This is a genomic window from Rhodanobacter sp. B05 (assembly GCF_002001085.1).
GTDB lineage: Bacteria > Pseudomonadota > Gammaproteobacteria > Xanthomonadales > Rhodanobacteraceae > Rhodanobacter.
This window is the reverse complement of the sequence record NZ_MUNU01000015.1, coordinates 264,779-278,899: the sequence shown is the minus strand read 5'-3', so window position 1 is coordinate 278,899 and position 14,121 is coordinate 264,779. Positions and strand designations below refer to the sequence as shown.

Genomic DNA, 14,121 nt, shown 5'->3' with positions numbered 1-14,121 from the left:
AGCATATTCATGATGACCCCCTTGCGATCAACTCGATGGCAGCTTACGCAAGCCTTCAGACCCCGCCTTGATGTCGATCAATTGATCACTGCCCTCTCGGCAGCGCAAGGCGACAGCCTGCCAACAGGCTATTACGCGACGAGTTGACCGCGATCAATATCACGGCCGGCGTTCAAGTCACCATGACATCCAGCGCAGCCGAGTGCAGGCGCGACTTCTCAAGACGCGGGGAGCTCTGTCCATGTCCACTGAAACTGCTGCAAGTCTGAAGCCAACCGATGCGCCACGAAAGGCGCTGTTCCAGCACCTGCTCCTGCCGATCGATGGATCGGATCTGTCACTGCGGGCCTTCAGCATGGGCCTGGACCTGGCCAGGACATTCGGCGCCAAGGTGCTGGCACTGCACGTCGTGCCGCCATTCAACTCCATCGCCTACATGACCGAGCTTCTAGCCGCGGCGGAGCTGAGTTTCAGCCAACATGCGGTGCAAACCGCTTCACGCTATCTGGACAAGGCAAAAACACTGGCCAAGGCCGCACAGGTACCCTGCGAATGCCACTACGCCTTCGGTGAACGCCCCCACCAGGCGATTCTGGACGCCGTCAACGAACATCATTGCGACCTCATCGTCATGGCCACACATGGCTGGCACGGCTTGAACCGAATGATACTGGGCAGCGAAACGCAAAAGGTTCTGCTGCAAAGCACGATTCCAGTACTGGTCTGCCGCTGAAATCTCGACGAAATGCATGCCGCGCGACGGGCGCTGCAACGGTTGAGCTGGTCACCACGAGCGACATGCAGTCATCACGGTTCGCTTCGCGGTCTGCATGCCTGTCGTGCGTGCAACGTGTTCCATCTCAAATTACCGGCGCCTTCGGCGGCATTTCCATGCCGGGGACAAGGTCGTGCAGATGCTGGCCGGGTGGGCACGTCTGTGTGCCTCCGCCACCTTCCGCGCTGGCTGGGCAACGATCGGTCAAGTCGCACCGGCCCCCCCCCCAGATCGAGCGCCAGATAGGCCGTGCCGGGCATCGGGTTGTCGTAATACGGCGCCACCGGCAGGAAGCCAAGCTCGGCATACAGTCGCCGCGCCGCCTGCATCGAGGCCAGCGTATCCAGCAGCGCGCGCCGGTAGCCTGCACACGCGGCCCAGTCGATCACCGCGATGGCCAGTCGACGGCCCAGCGCCTGTCCGCGCGCGGCAGGCCTCACATAGAGGCGCTTGATCTCGCAGATGCCCGGCTCCCGCCAGGGCCGCAGCGCGACGCAGCCCAGGGCCACGCCGGCGGCATCGCGCGCAACCAGGATGACGCCCCGCGGCGACGCGTACTTGCCGGGCAGTTGCGCCAGTTCCGCATCCACCCCCTGAAAGGAAAGGTCGATGCCGAGGCTGCGGATGTACTCCGCGAACAGCGCGCGCACGATCTCGATGTCGTCCGGCAAACGGGCGGGGGCAATATCGATGGATTCGAGAGGGGGCATGGCCAGAATATCTACGGAACGTCTTCGCCACACGATAGTCAATCTGGAACCTGCGCGCTTGGACAGTCCTGACCACGGTGACCACCGCCATCGGCAAGCGCGGGACCGATCACCGACGACGCGCGTGATGCCGTCGACGCACGCCATTCACGCGCCAACGTCACGCGCCGCCGTTATGATGGAACCTTGGATTCGCCCGATGGAGTTCGCCCGATGAAACCACACTGCACCGCGCTTGCCGTTGCCTGTGTCATGGCGCTGACCGCGCCGGCCGACGCCCGCGCGACGTCTGCCGCCAGCCTCACGATCTATCGCAGCGACAACGCTTCCCTGTACGCCAGCAGCGGCGACGGCAGCGTCGACGACGGTTACGCCGTGGTGCGCGAACAGCGCGCCCTGAAACTTGCGGCCGGCACGCAAGACGTGATTCTCGGCGACCTTCCGATCCACATCGACCCCGAGGCGATTGCCCTGGGCTTCCCGGATGGCGGCGCCAGGATCGTCTCGCAGCGGCTGTCGCTTGCCCAGGGCGCCTCTGGTGCGCTGACCGGGCTGGTCGGGCACGCGGTCCACGTGCTCGGCAGCAATGGCGAATCGCTGGCCGATGGCACCCTGGTGCGGGCCGGCGATGGGCTGCTGGTCAAGGGCGTCCTGGGTACCACCCTGGTGCGTCACTACGCGGCCGTGCGTTCGGGCGACGGCTCATTCCCGACCGGCTCCAGCCTGGACCTGCGCGTGGACGCCACCCGCAATGCCTCGGTCGAGGCCGCGCTCAGCTACCCCACCGCCGGGCTCGGCTGGCGCGCCGCCTACGTGGCCACGCTGCAACCGGGCACGGCATGCCGCATGCAGTTCGAGTCGCGCGCCAGCATCGCCAACCGCAGCGGCCGCGACTGGAACGATGCGCAGCTGACCCTGATCGCCGGCGAACCGAACATGGCCAAGCCGTCGGCACCGCGGCCGATGATGGCGATGGCGCGCGGTTTCAGCGCCAAGGCCGAGGCCATGCCGCAGCAGGACAGCCTCGGCGACTATCGCAGCTTCACCCTGCCCGGCGCGGTGAACCTGCCCGATGGCAGCATCAGCCAGGTACCGCTGTACGCCCCGCGCACGCTGGATTGCGTGCGCACCACGCTGCTCGAAAACGGCAATGCGTTCCAGCCGCAGCAACCCAATCTCAATCGCGACTCCTACGAGGGCAGCGGCGCCATCGTCAGCACGCTGAAACTGAAAGCGTTCGACAGCCTGCCTGCGGGCTACCTGCGTGTGCTCACCGCCGATCGCCGCGGCGTGCCGCAATTCGTCGGCGAAGGCCGCATCGACGACACGCCCAAAGGCAGCGATGCCACGATCAGCCTGGGCACGCCGTTCGACCTGCGCGCCCAGCGCACACGCACCAGTTTCCATGTGGACAAGGAAGGCCGCACGCTGGATGAGGCCTTCCGCATCGAGCTCAGCAATGCCGGCGACAGTCCACGCACGGTGACGGTGCGCGAACATCCCAGCCGCTGGCGCCAGTGGAAGCTGGTTTCCTCCAGCAGCAAGCCCGCCACCCAGACGGCCGACACGCTGGAGTTCCAGGTCGAGGTTCCCGCCAACGGCAAGGCCACGCTCACCTATGCAGTGCGCTACAGCTGGACTGCCGATCAGCAGTCGCAGTGACCCCTTCGGAGCCTGGGCGGTAGAAACGCAAGCGGCTGCGGCTGCGCCGTTTTGACCATCTTCCGCGCCGCTTTTCGGCCCATAGAACCACTATGGCCCTTCAAATCGTCACGCAAGCTGCCTCAAAACGGCTTTGCCTCGCCCGCTTGGTTTCTACCGCCCAGGCTCCCAGGAGTACACCATGCTCGACCTGACCACCCATGACCACGCGATCCGCGAAATCCGGCTGGCGCGGCCGCCGGTCAATGCACTGAATCTGGAACTGCTGCGGGCGCTGCGCAAGGCGATCGACGGCAGCATCCGCGAAGGCGTGCGCGGCATCGTGCTGTCCGGCGCGCAAGGGCTGTTCTCCGCCGGCGTCGACGTGCCTGCCCTGCTCCAGCGCGACCGCCAGGGCGTGCTCGAATACTGGCGCGAATTCTTCGCGCTGTGCGGCGACCTGGCGCGCGCACCGATCCCGCTGGTGGCCGCGATCACCGGCCACAGCCCGGCCGGTGGCGCGGTGCTCGCACTGTTCTGCGACTACCGGGTCATGGCCGAAGGCCCGTACCGGATCGGCCTCAACGAAGTACAGGTCGGCCTGATCGTGCCCGAGGCGATCCAGCTGGCGCTGCGCCGCGTGGTCGGAGCCTATCGCGCCGAGCGGCTGCTGGTATCCGGCGCCATGATCGATTCCGCCGAGGCGCTCGCCTGCGGTTTCGTCGACGAACTGACCGGGGTCGACCAGGTCACCACGCGCGCGCTGCACTGGCTGGGTGAACTGCTGGCGCTGCCTTCGCACGCGATGCTGACCACCCGCCGCCTGGCGCGCGCCGATCTTGCCGGAGCCTACGCCGACGTGGATGCGCTGCCGCTGGACGATTTCGTCGAGGCGTTCTTCCACCCCGAGACGCAGGCCGTACTGCAGCAGTTGGTCGCAAGCCTCAAAGCCAAGAAATGAACCACGCGTAGGAGCCCGCTTGCGGGCGATGCTGTTGTTCTTAATCTTCCATCGTGCATCAGAGCAACAGCATCGCCCGCAAGCGGGCTCCTACGCGAGCGGAAGCTCAATCGGTGGCGACGGGACGCGCCGGATCGCTGACCCAGCCGCTCCACGACGGTGCATACAGCCGCGAACCATGCAGGCCGGCGTATTCCATCGCCAGCAGGTTGTGGCAGGCGGTAACGCCGGAGCCGCACATGTGCACCACCCGCGATGGTTCGGTCGCACCGAGTACAGCCATGAATTCGTCGCGCAATTGCGCCGCCGGCTTGAAGCGGCCATCGCTGCCGAGGTTGTCGGCAAACGGCCGGTTCAACGCGCCGGGCACGTGGCCGCCGACCCGATCCAGCGGTTCGACGTCACCGCGGTAGCGCGGCGTGGCGCGCGCATCCAGCAACTGGCCGGAAGCACCATCGGCGACCGCCGCGTGATCGAGCACAACCTGGCTTTCGTCATAGTGCAACGACAGCTTGCTGCCTGCCCGCGAAGTGGCCGCGCCGGTTTCAATCGGCAGATCCGCGGCCAGCCACGCGACATAACCGCCATCCAGCACGGCAGCCTGGATGCCCACCAGGCGTAGCAACCACCACAGGCGCGCCGCGGCCAATGCGCCGCCGGCGGTGTCATAAGCGACCACCTGCATGCCGCTGCGCCAGCCCCAGCGCGACAGCAGCGCGTTGAACGCCGATTCCGGCGGCAGCGGATGCCGGCCCAGCCCTTCGGCCTGGCGCGACAGATCCGACAGGTCGCGATCGAGGCTGGCATAGACCGCGCCCGGAACATGGCCGTCGCGATAATCGCGCTCACCCTGCGCCGGATCCGCCAGCGCGAAACGGCAGTCCACGATCAGCACCGATTCCGGCGGCAGCGCCGCAAGCTCGGCAGCATCGATGAGGGTGGTCTTCAGCGTCATGTCCGCTCCATCCTTTGCAGCAGGTTGCAGAGCATCGCGGCGGTAGCACCCCAGATGCGATGCCCGGCGTGGATGAACTCCACCATCGGGCGCTGGTGGCCGCGAAACTCCATGGTGTAGCGGCGCAAGTTGGCCGGATCCAGCAGGAACGCCAGCGGCACCTCGAACACCTCGGCGACCTCGTCCGGCGCGGGGTACAGGCGCGCATGCGACGCAATCTTCGCCACCACCGGGGTGATGCAGAAACCGCTGATCGTCTCGAAACGATCCAGGTAGCCCAGCGGCATCACCAGGCTGCGATCGAGGCCGATTTCCTCCTCACTCTCGCGCAAGGCGGTGGCCAGGGCATCACCATCCTCGGGCTCGCTGCGGCCGCCAGGAAACGCCACCTGGCCAGCATGGTCCTGCAGGTGGTCGGTGCGCACGGTAAGCACCAGCCGCGGCTGCGCGCCCTCACGAATGCCGACCAGCACCGCCGCCGGCTGGCGCGTACGGTTGCCCAGCAGGTCGCTCATCTCGGCGTGGTTCCAGCCCGGCCCCGTCGGCGGCGCCGACAGCGGCAGCAGCGCCTGGGCCACGGCCTCCATCACGGCTGCCTGCGGCCCGGCAGGATCACCTGCATGACATGCAGCCGTTCGAAGTCGCTCATCGCCCGCCAGCGACCGATTTCCTCGCCCGTGCGCCGGCAGCCCACGCAGTAGCCACGCTCGTCCAGCCGGCAGACGCCGGTGCAAGGAGTCAGAGGAAGGTTTTGCAGGGGATCCGGGGCGTTCGACATGCCGGTTCATGGTAACACCGGCACCACTCAGGGCTGCTCATGATCGGACTTGATCGCCAGCAGCTTGATCTCGAACACCAGCGCCTCGTTCGGCCCGATCCGTGGCAACTCGCCTTCTTCGCCATACGCCAGCTGCGGCGGAATCACCACCTTCCAGCGATCGCCCACATGCATGCGCGGGATCACGTCGCGCCAGCCCGGAATGACGCCGTTCACCGAAAAACTCACCGGCGCCCCGTGCGCCCAGGTGCTGTCAAATTCAGTGCCATCGACCAGCATGCCGCGGTAGTTCACCGTCACCCTGCTGGTCACGGTCGGACTGACCGTACCGGAACCCTTGCTCAGCACCAGGTACTGGATGCCCGAGGGCAGTTGCACCACACCCGGTTGCTGCCGGTTGTGCGCCATGAAGTCGGCACTCTTGCGCGCATTGGCCGCGGCGATACGCTTGAATTCGGCCAGCGCATTGGCATGCATCTCGCGCTGGAGGCTGCGCAGTTGCGCATGCATGTCCTGCATCGACACGCTGGGATTGCGCTTGGCATAGGCATCGGCGATCGCCCGCTGCAGCGTGGGCAGGTCCACGTCCGGCGTGCCGTCGGCGAATCGGCTGCCGATCTGGTAGCCGATCGCATAAGACAGCTTGGCCTTGTCGGGCTTCGTCGCGGGGCTCGGCGCGGGAGCATGGCCCTGCGCGTGCAGCGCGCCGCCGAGCAGCATGCCCACGAGCAGGAATCCACCCAGATGTGTCGCGCCAGTCGCCATCGATCCATGCCTTGAGTCGTGAGAAGGATTCGCGTGCGCATCCCTTGCCGTCCGCGTGCATGCGCGTCGAGCACGCACACGGCCTTGAGAACCCCGCCGCCGGCAAAGGTTCCCGCTGCTACCATCGTCAGCCGAGTCTTCGAAGGAACCTGTCATGGCCTATCGCAACCTGGAAACCAGTAACCGCGGCGCGGTGCGCACGATCGTAGTGAACCGCCCCGACAAGCTCAACGCGCTGAATCGCGAGACCCTCAACGAGCTGACGCTGGCATTCGCCCAGGCCGCCCAGGACGATGCCGTGCGCGTGGTGGTACTGACCGGCGCCGGCGAGAAGGCGTTCGTCGCCGGTGCCGATATCGCCGAGATGCATGGTTATGCGCCGGTCCAGGCGCAGGCATTCTCGCGCACCGGCCAGCGCCTGATGAGTTCGATCGAGCGGCTGGGCAAGCCGGTGATCGCGCGCATCCAGGGTTTCGCGCTCGGCGGCGGCATGGAACTGGCGATGGCCTGCCACCTGCGCGTGGCCAGCGAAAAGGCCAAGTTCGGCCAGCCGGAAATCAACCTCGGCCTGATCCCCGGCTTCGGCGGCACCCAGCGCCTGCTGCGTCTGGCCGGTCGTGGCGCAGCACTGGAGCTGTGCCTGACCGGTGCCGTGATCCATGCCCAGCGCGCCTTCGAACTGGGCCTGGTCACCCGCCTCGTCGCCGCCGAGGCGCTGGATGAGGCAGTGAACGCACTCGCCGACCAGTTGGCCGCGGCCGCGCCACTGGCGGCAGCGGGCATTCTCGACGCGGTGCTGCAAGGTGGCGAAACCGCGCTCGACCAGGGCCTGGAGTTCGAGACCCAGGGCTTCGCGCTGGCCTTCTCCACCGACGACATGCGCGAAGGCACGGCGGCGTTCCTGGAGAAGCGCAAGGCCGAGTTCAAGGGGTGCTGACCCAAAGCCCCCGTAGGAGCCCGCTTGCAGGCGATGCTCTTCCGAATCCCGAATCCCGAATCCCGAATCCCGAATCCCGAATCCCGAATCCCGAATCCCGAATCCCGATTTCCGAATTCCGATTTCCGAATCCCGATTTCCGAATCCCGTGAAAAGAGCATCGCCCGCAAGCGGGCTCCTACGGGTGGGCGGCAATCCGTGGGACCACGATCAATCATGCCCGCCGGCGTATTTCTTCTCGCCGGCGGTCACGCGCAGATTCAGGCGATTTTCCGGTGGCGCCAGCGGGCAGGTGGCGAACGGCGTGAAGGCGCATGGCGGGTTGTAGGCCTTGTTGAAATCCAGCACGACCTTGCCATCCTTCGGCGGATCGATATAGAGGAAACGCGCGGCACCATAGGTTTCCTTGCCGCTGGTACGGTCGGCGAACACGATGAAGTATTGCGCGTCGCCGGGTTCCTCGATCACCGGCAGCAATTCGAAGTGCTTGCCGTCGCGGGTGAATTCCAGCTTGCCCGGCACCGGGAACTTGTCGATGGTGCCGATGGCGGTGCCCATCTCCAGCGTCTCGCCGGGTTTGGCCGGCACCCAGGCGGCCTCGATCCGCCAGGACGGGTCGATCGGGAACGAGTCGATACCGACGAAATGCCTGCGACCGGGTGACTCGGTGTCCTTCACGCGCAGCCCCTTGCGGCCGTCGCGATCGATCACGTAGAAGCTCGCGGCGCCGAAACTCACCGTGGTCGGCGTGGCGTCGCCGGCGTGCGCATCGTCGATCAACGTCGCTTGTTGCGCGGCCTTGCCGTCGACGAGGGCCCCGCTACCCGCGGCCAGGGTGATCTGCACGCTGCCATCTGCGGCAAACGTCACCACACCCAGATGCGCCGGCCCGGCTTTCAGCACGATGTCGTTGTCCGTCGCGCTACCGACCCGGTTGGCGCCAGGCTTGAGCCACTCCAGCCCGATCAGGCTCAGCCAGCCGTCGGGTGCGGTCAACCGCTCGACGCGACCGGCATGCCACTGCTCGATGCTGTGCTTGTAACTGTCGACGTCGGTGGCGTGCACGGTAACGACTCCCAGAATAGTGGCGGCAACAAGAAAGCTGGTACGAAACATCGTCAACTCCAGGGGAACGGTTTCATCGGGGCAGGTCAACGACCGCGCATGAACAACTTGTCGAGCTCGGCCACGCTCAGCTGCACCCAGGTCGGACGCCCATGATTGCACTGTCCGGAACGCTCGGTGGCCTCCATCTCGCGCAACAGGGCGTTCATTTCCGGAATGCTCAGGCGGCGACCGGCGCGCACCGAGCCATGGCAGGCCATGGTCGAGAGCAGCCCGTTTTCCAGTTCCTGCAGCCGGCGCGAACTGCCGTGCTGGGCCAGCTCCGACAATACGTCACGGCTCAGCTGCGCGACATCGGCGCCTTCCAGCAAGGCCGGAATGCGGCGAACCACAATGCTCGCCGGGCCGCTGCGCGACAACTCGAGACCCCAACCGGCCAGCGCTTCGGCGTATTCCTCCGCCGCCGCCGCTTCCTTCGCGCTGACCGCGATCGACAGCGGCACCAGCAGCATCTGCGAGCGCAGGTTGCTGCCGGAGCGGCCGGACTTCAGTTTCTCGTAGGTGATCCGCTCGTGCGCTGCGTGCATGTCCACCAGGATCAGCCCGTGCGCATTCTCGGCTAGCACGTAGATGCTCTTGAGCTGGGCGATCGCGAAACCCAGCGGCGGGGCCTCGCCGGGCTCGGCCTCGGCCTCGGCCAGCGGCGACGTACGCGGCGATTCGCCAAGCAGCGCGGCATAGTCGGCCAGCGGTTCGTCGCGCACGCCCAGTGACAAGCGGCTCTGGTCGGCGCGCGCCGACCAGGCCTGCGGCATGGGCATCGGCGTCGAGGTGCCGGACATGCGCAGACTGCCGCCAGCCTCCTGTGCCTGCGAAACCACCTGCCCGGCACGCGTCTGCGCCAGTGCCTCGTGCAGGGTGCGAAACAGGAAATCGTGCACCAGCCGCTGCTCGCGGAAGCGCACCTCGTGCTTGGCCGGGTGCACGTTCACGTCGACCCCGGCCGGATCGAGTTCCAGGTACAGCACGAAGGCCGCATGGCGGCCGTGGAACAGCACGTCGGCATACGCCTGGCGTACCGCATGCGCCACGATGCGATCGCGCACCAGCCGACCGTTGACGTAGAAATACTGCGAGTCCGCCTGCGCCCGCGATGCGGTGGGCAAGCCGACCCAGCCGGACAGATGCAGTCCGGCCGCGGCGTGATCGATGCGCAGACTCTGCGCCGGAAACTCTGCACCGAGCACCTCGGCGACCCGCTGCAGCGCGGCCTGCTCATCGCGCGCCACTTTCCAGATGCGCACCGGCTTGCCGTTGTGGCTGAGCCGGAACTCCACCGCGCTGCGCGCCAGTGCCAGCGACTTGAGCAGGTCGTCGATGTGGGCGAACTCGGTGCGCTCGGCGCGCATGAATTTCCGTCGCGCCGGCACGTTGTGGAACAGGTCGCGCACCTCGACGCTGGTGCCCGGCGGATGCTGCGCCGGTCGCGCCGCCTGCAACTTGCCACCGTCGACCTCGACCCGGAACGCCGCGTCCTGGCCGCGCACGCGCGAGGTCAGCGCAAAGCGCGACACCGACGACACCGAGGCCAGCGCCTCGCCGCGAAAACCCATGCTGGCGACGTGCTCCAAGTCGTCGAAACTGCCGATCTTGCTGGTCGCATGCGAGGCCACCGCCAGCGGCAACTCGTCGACGTGAATGCCGCCGCCGTCGTCGCGCACGCGGATCAGGCGTGCGCCACCGGCTTCGATATCCACCTCGATCCGCGTGGCGCCGGCATCGAGGCTGTTCTCGACCAGTTCCTTGACCACGGACGACGGCCGCTCGATGACTTCGCCGGCGGCGATCTGGTTGATGAGTTCGGGAGGAAGCAGGCGGATCGCGGACATCCGCGAACTTTAGCAGCGAACGAGTGCCGCGCCGTCAGCTCGACGGAATCGTCAGCAAGGCCCCGGCACGCACGCTGTTGCTGTTGATCTGGTTTGCGCTCTTCAGCGCGCCCACGCTGACCCCATATTGCCGCGCGATGCTGCTCAGGCTCTCGCCGGGCCCGACCTTGTGCGTGTCCGAACGCGAGGATGGCTGGCCGATCGCGGCGACCGCCGCGCCCGCACCGCTGACGGAGGCGACGCGGGTGCCGTTGCGCTGCGCGGCCTGCGCCGCGAACCACGTGCCAAGCGGCGGCGTCGACTCGAAATAGTTCTTCACGCCGCTCATCACCGCTTCGGCGAGCAGCTTCTGGTGGCCGGGGTCGCGCAGCTTGCGCTCCTCCAGCGGATTGCTGATGAATGCGGTCTCGACCAGGATCGAGGGCACGTCAGGCGAACGCAGCACCACGAAGTTGGCGCGCTCGACGTAGCCACGATGGGTCGGCCCCAGTTTCGCCAATGCCTTGAGCACGTTGCCGGCAACCTCGTCGCTGGCCTGCATGGCCCAACCCTGCTGCAAGTCCAGCAGCACCTTGGCCAGCCCGTCGTTCTTGTCGTCCAGGCTGACTCCACCGATCAGGTCGGACCGGTTCTGGCCATCGGCGAGCCAGCGGGCGGCCATGCTGGTCTTGCCGCGCGACGACAATACCCACACCGACGAACCCCTGGCGTCGTCACTGGTGAAGGAGTCGGCGTGGATCGAGACGAACAGGTCGGCGTTGTTCTCGCGGGCGATCTTGTAGCGCTGGGCCAGAGGAATGAAGTAATCGCCATCACGGGTCAGCACCGCCTTCATGCCCGGCTGGCGATTGATCTGCGCCGCCAGGTCGCGCGCCACCGCCAGGGTGACGTTCTTTTCCAGGGTGCCGCCGGGGCCGTGGGCGCCCTGGTCCTTGCCGCCGTGGCCTGCGTCGATCGCCACCACGACCGCGCGCTGCCCGTTGAGCATCGCCGCCGCCTGCTCGGCGGCCACCCGGCGGCTGTGGGTCGGGTTGCTGTACGACGGGGCCGCCGCAGGCGGTGCCTGGGTGGCAACGCTGCCGGCAAGCTTGGCCTTGCCCGGATAGAGATCCAGCACCAGCCGGAAATCCTCGCCACCGGCGGGGGCAAGCACGAAGCTCTTGAGCTGGCTGGACGGGTCGACGTTGGCGGTGAGCCGCAGATTGTTGCCGCTGCGGGCCTGGCTCAAGCCCCGGTAGAGCCCCTGCGCCGCAGGTGCGGAAAAATCGGCCGCCGCCTGGCTGTCGCCCAGCTCGACCACGATCTGGCCGCCCTTCTGCTCGATCTTGTATTGCAGGGGGCCATTGGCATCGAGCACCACGCGGGTGTACTCCGGGCCGGCCCATACCCGTGCATCCTTCACCTCGGCGGCGCGCGCGCCGCCCAGCGGGGCACCCGCCAAAAGCGCAGCGACGACAAGACCGGCCAAGTTGTTCAGGTAGCCCCTCATGAGCCGCATTGAAACGCAGTCATGGGTCGAATGCAATAGGGGTTTTTCTTTTAATATCCAAGGCCTGCGCGTCATTCATCAGGCGATATCAAGTTATTGGCTGCAAGTCGCGCATTCCGAACAGATCCTTGCCGGAATCAGGGGATCAGGGAAATATCAAGCAAAAATCGGCACTTGGCCACGTTCAAGACAACTGTCGGAGCAACCTGTCGCCACGCGGAGTGAACGCGCGCAGCTGCGCCTGACGGCCCTCGCCGGCATAGTCGAGGCGAAGCTCGAGATCAGCGGCCGGCAACGCACCCGCGCCGCGCTCCGGCCACTCCACCAGCACCAGCGCGCCCGGGTCGGTCAGCGCGTCCAGACCCAGCCATTCGAGCTCGCCCGGATCGGCAATGCGATACAGATCCAGGTGCCAGGCCGGCCGTTCCCGCGCCATGTAACCCTCCATCAGGCTGTAGGTCGGGCTCTTCACCCGCTCCCCCACGCCGAGGGCGGTCAGCAAGGCACGCGCGAAGCTGGTCTTGCCGGCACCGAGCGGACCGTGCAGGTAGAACACCAGCCCGTCATCCAGCAGCGTCGCCACGCGCATTGCCAGCGCCGCCGTCGCCGCCTCGTCGGGCAATGGCCAGATTGGACCGATTTCGATCTTCCCGTTCATGCCCCCGGGCCGCCGCTCGACAGGCCGTTGCCCAGCGCGCGCAGTGGCGCCAGCAGGTCGCTGGCCAGCAGGCCGCGTTCACCCGCTTGCGCGGCGCGGTCTCCGGCGCGAGCATGCAGGCCCGCCCCGATGCAGGCTGCCTGCCATGCATCGCAGCCCTGCGCCAGCAACGCCGCAATGATCCCGGTGAGCAGATCGCCCATGCCGCCGGAAGCCATGCCGGGATTACCCCACGAACAGACGTCCAGACGTCCATCCGGATCGGCGATCAGACTGCCGGCACCTTTCAGTACCACCACGGCGGCATGACGACGCGCAAGCTCCCGTGCGGCCGCAAAGCGGTCGCGTTCGACCTCGGCCGTGGACACGCCGAGCAGGCGGCCCGCCTCACCGGGGTGCGGGGTCAGCACGGTGGGCCCTGAGAACGGCCGCGGCTCGCTCGCCAGCAGGTTCAGGCCGTCGGCATCGAGCACCAGCGGCCTGCCGCTGTCCAGCGCCGTCAGCCACAATGCGTGCCCCCACGCGGAGCGGCCCAGTCCGGGTCCGAGCGCCAGCACATCGGCACGTTCGAGCATCGGCTGCAGCGCCTGCGGTCCGTCGACGCCATGCGCCATCAACTCCGGGCGCGCCGCGTTCAGCGCGAACACGTGCGCGGCGCGAGTCGCCACGCTGACCAGCCCCGCACCGGCACGCAGCGCCGCCATGCCTGCCAGTTGCACGGCGCCGGCCATGCCGTGGTCGCCGCCGATCACCAGCACGTGGCCGTGATTGCCCTTGTTGGCGTAGCGCGCACGCGGCGGCAGGTTTTCGGCGGACAGCAGTCGCGCATCGGGCAGCACGTGGGCGTACGCCGTGGCCGGCATGCCCAGGGTCGCCAGTTCCAGCGCACCAACATGATCGGCCGCGCGCCCCGTATGCAGTCCGCGCTTGTGCGCAATGAAGCTGACCGTGACCTCCGCGCGAACCGCCACGCCGGGACATTGCCCGCTGTCCGCGTTCAACCCGGAAGGAACATCCAGCGCCAGAACGGGTGCCCCGCTGGCGTTGATGCGTTCGATCAGGCTCGCCGCAGCGGGTTCCGGTTCGCGATCGAGGCCGATGCCGTACAGCGCATCCACGTGCAATTCGGCCTCGGGCAGGCTGCCGTGCGCCGCCCACGGAAGCACCTGGCCGCCACCCTCCTCCCACGCGGCACGCGCCGCCACGGCATCCCCCCGGGAAACCGGCGTCAAGGCCACCAGCTCGACATGAAAACCGGCCTCGCGCGCCAGCACGCCGAGCAGGAAGCCATCGCCACCATTGTTGCCCGGGCCGCAGTGAATGCAGATCCTGCGCAACTGCGGCCAGTGCCGTCGCAGGCTGTCCAGGGCAGCGCGGGCGGCACGTCGCATCAGCTCGACGCCGGAGATGTCCAGCGCGGCCAGCGCCGCGCGATCGATTTCGCGCATGCGCTCGACGGTATACAGATCGCGACTGTGCTGGTGCCCGGACATGCGGT

Annotated in this window: 12 protein-coding genes and 1 pseudogene; 4 read left to right on the top strand and 9 right to left on the bottom strand. The window is 67.2% G+C overall.

All coding sequences use genetic code 11. The annotated features are described in order from the left end of the window. The first annotated feature begins 241 nt into the window (after window positions 1-241). Window positions 242-733 carry a universal stress protein gene (locus B0E47_RS09980; RefSeq protein ID WP_254422885.1) on the top strand — a complete coding sequence of 164 codons (492 nt, stop codon included), beginning with the start codon at window positions 242-244 and terminating at the stop codon, window positions 731-733. A gap of 74 nt (window positions 734-807) precedes the next feature. On the opposite strand, the gene B0E47_RS09975 is transcribed toward B0E47_RS09980, so the two are convergent. Next, window positions 808-1,518: a GNAT family N-acetyltransferase gene (locus B0E47_RS09975; RefSeq protein ID WP_254422899.1), complete on the bottom strand. Its 711-nt coding sequence runs from the start codon at window positions 1,516-1,518 to the stop codon at window positions 808-810. A gap of 180 nt (window positions 1,519-1,698) precedes the next feature. Between B0E47_RS09975 and B0E47_RS09970 the strand changes: the two genes are divergently transcribed. Both B0E47_RS09970 and B0E47_RS09965 read left to right on the top strand, forming a co-directional pair. Further along, window positions 1,699-3,147, top strand: a complete 1,449-nt coding sequence (locus B0E47_RS09970) for a DUF4139 domain-containing protein (protein ID WP_077514094.1) — start codon at window positions 1,699-1,701, stop codon at window positions 3,145-3,147. A gap of 181 nt (window positions 3,148-3,328) precedes the next feature. After that, window positions 3,329-4,087, top strand: coding sequence for an enoyl-CoA hydratase/isomerase family protein (locus B0E47_RS09965; protein ID WP_077514093.1), 759 nt, complete (start codon window positions 3,329-3,331; stop codon window positions 4,085-4,087). A gap of 106 nt (window positions 4,088-4,193) precedes the next feature. Here B0E47_RS09965 and B0E47_RS09960 read toward each other — a convergent pair whose 3' ends face one another. From B0E47_RS09960 to B0E47_RS09950, 3 genes and pseudogenes are all read right to left on the bottom strand, one after another. Further along, the gene (locus B0E47_RS09960; protein ID WP_077514092.1) at window positions 4,194-5,042 is read right to left on the bottom strand and encodes a sulfurtransferase; all 849 of its coding nucleotides are present in this window, start codon (window positions 5,040-5,042) and stop codon (window positions 4,194-4,196) included. Beyond that, window positions 5,039-5,820, bottom strand: a pseudogene (locus B0E47_RS09955) (CoA pyrophosphatase). Before B0E47_RS09955 ends, B0E47_RS09960 begins: the two are co-directional and overlap by 4 nt. Before the next feature lie 27 nt (window positions 5,821-5,847). Continuing rightward, window positions 5,848-6,585 carry an FKBP-type peptidyl-prolyl cis-trans isomerase gene (locus B0E47_RS09950; protein WP_077514091.1) on the bottom strand — a complete coding sequence of 246 codons (738 nt, stop codon included), beginning with the start codon at window positions 6,583-6,585 and terminating at the stop codon, window positions 5,848-5,850. Between the two features lie 154 nt (window positions 6,586-6,739). On the opposite strand from B0E47_RS09950, the gene B0E47_RS09945 reads away from it, so the two are divergent. Further along, the gene (locus B0E47_RS09945) at window positions 6,740-7,522 is read left to right on the top strand and encodes an enoyl-CoA hydratase-related protein (RefSeq protein WP_077514090.1); all 783 of its coding nucleotides are present in this window, start codon (window positions 6,740-6,742) and stop codon (window positions 7,520-7,522) included. Window positions 7,523-7,732: 210 nt separating this feature from the next. Here the strand turns inward: B0E47_RS09945 and B0E47_RS09940 are convergent, their stop codons facing one another. The 5 genes from B0E47_RS09940 to B0E47_RS09920 form a co-directional block, all read right to left on the bottom strand. Beyond that, window positions 7,733-8,638, bottom strand: coding sequence for a DUF1684 domain-containing protein (locus tag B0E47_RS09940; protein ID WP_077514089.1), 906 nt, complete (start codon window positions 8,636-8,638; stop codon window positions 7,733-7,735). 35 nt (window positions 8,639-8,673) lie between these two features. Then, window positions 8,674-10,476 carry a DNA mismatch repair endonuclease MutL gene (gene mutL / locus B0E47_RS09935; RefSeq protein WP_077514088.1) on the bottom strand — a complete coding sequence of 601 codons (1,803 nt, stop codon included), beginning with the start codon at window positions 10,474-10,476 and terminating at the stop codon, window positions 8,674-8,676. Between the two features lie 34 nt (window positions 10,477-10,510). After that, window positions 10,511-11,965, bottom strand: a complete 1,455-nt coding sequence (locus B0E47_RS09930) for an N-acetylmuramoyl-L-alanine amidase (RefSeq protein ID WP_077514087.1) — start codon at window positions 11,963-11,965, stop codon at window positions 10,511-10,513. Between the two features lie 184 nt (window positions 11,966-12,149). Next, a complete protein-coding gene (gene tsaE / locus B0E47_RS09925; protein ID WP_077514086.1) occupies window positions 12,150-12,623 on the bottom strand; it encodes a tRNA (adenosine(37)-N6)-threonylcarbamoyltransferase complex ATPase subunit type 1 TsaE in 474 nt (157 codons plus the stop codon). Further along, window positions 12,620-14,116 carry a bifunctional ADP-dependent NAD(P)H-hydrate dehydratase/NAD(P)H-hydrate epimerase gene (locus B0E47_RS09920; protein ID WP_077514085.1) on the bottom strand — a complete coding sequence of 499 codons (1,497 nt, stop codon included), beginning with the start codon at window positions 14,114-14,116 and terminating at the stop codon, window positions 12,620-12,622. Before B0E47_RS09920 ends, tsaE begins: the two co-directional genes overlap by 4 nt. Window positions 14,117-14,121 lie beyond the last annotated feature (5 nt).

Coding starts and splice junctions, on each gene's coding strand:
- B0E47_RS09980 (WP_254422885.1), top strand. CDS start 242: ATGTCCACTGAAACTGCTGCAAGTCTGAAGCCAACCGATGCGCCACGA.
- B0E47_RS09970 (WP_077514094.1), top strand. CDS start 1,699: ATGAAACCACACTGCACCGCGCTTGCCGTTGCCTGTGTCATGGCGCTG.
- B0E47_RS09965 (WP_077514093.1), top strand. CDS start 3,329: ATGCTCGACCTGACCACCCATGACCACGCGATCCGCGAAATCCGGCTG.
- B0E47_RS09960 (WP_077514092.1), bottom strand. CDS start 5,042: ATGACGCTGAAGACCACCCTCATCGATGCTGCCGAGCTTGCGGCGCTG.
- B0E47_RS09950 (WP_077514091.1), bottom strand. CDS start 6,585: ATGGCGACTGGCGCGACACATCTGGGTGGATTCCTGCTCGTGGGCATG.
- B0E47_RS09945 (WP_077514090.1), top strand. CDS start 6,740: ATGGCCTATCGCAACCTGGAAACCAGTAACCGCGGCGCGGTGCGCACG.
- B0E47_RS09940 (WP_077514089.1), bottom strand. CDS start 8,638: ATGTTTCGTACCAGCTTTCTTGTTGCCGCCACTATTCTGGGAGTCGTT.
- mutL (WP_077514088.1), bottom strand. CDS start 10,476: ATGTCCGCGATCCGCCTGCTTCCTCCCGAACTCATCAACCAGATCGCC.
- B0E47_RS09930 (WP_077514087.1), bottom strand. CDS start 11,965: ATGAGGGGCTACCTGAACAACTTGGCCGGTCTTGTCGTCGCTGCGCTT.
- tsaE (WP_077514086.1), bottom strand. CDS start 12,623: ATGAACGGGAAGATCGAAATCGGTCCAATCTGGCCATTGCCCGACGAG.
- B0E47_RS09920 (WP_077514085.1), bottom strand. CDS start 14,116: ATGTCCGGGCACCAGCACAGTCGCGATCTGTATACCGTCGAGCGCATG.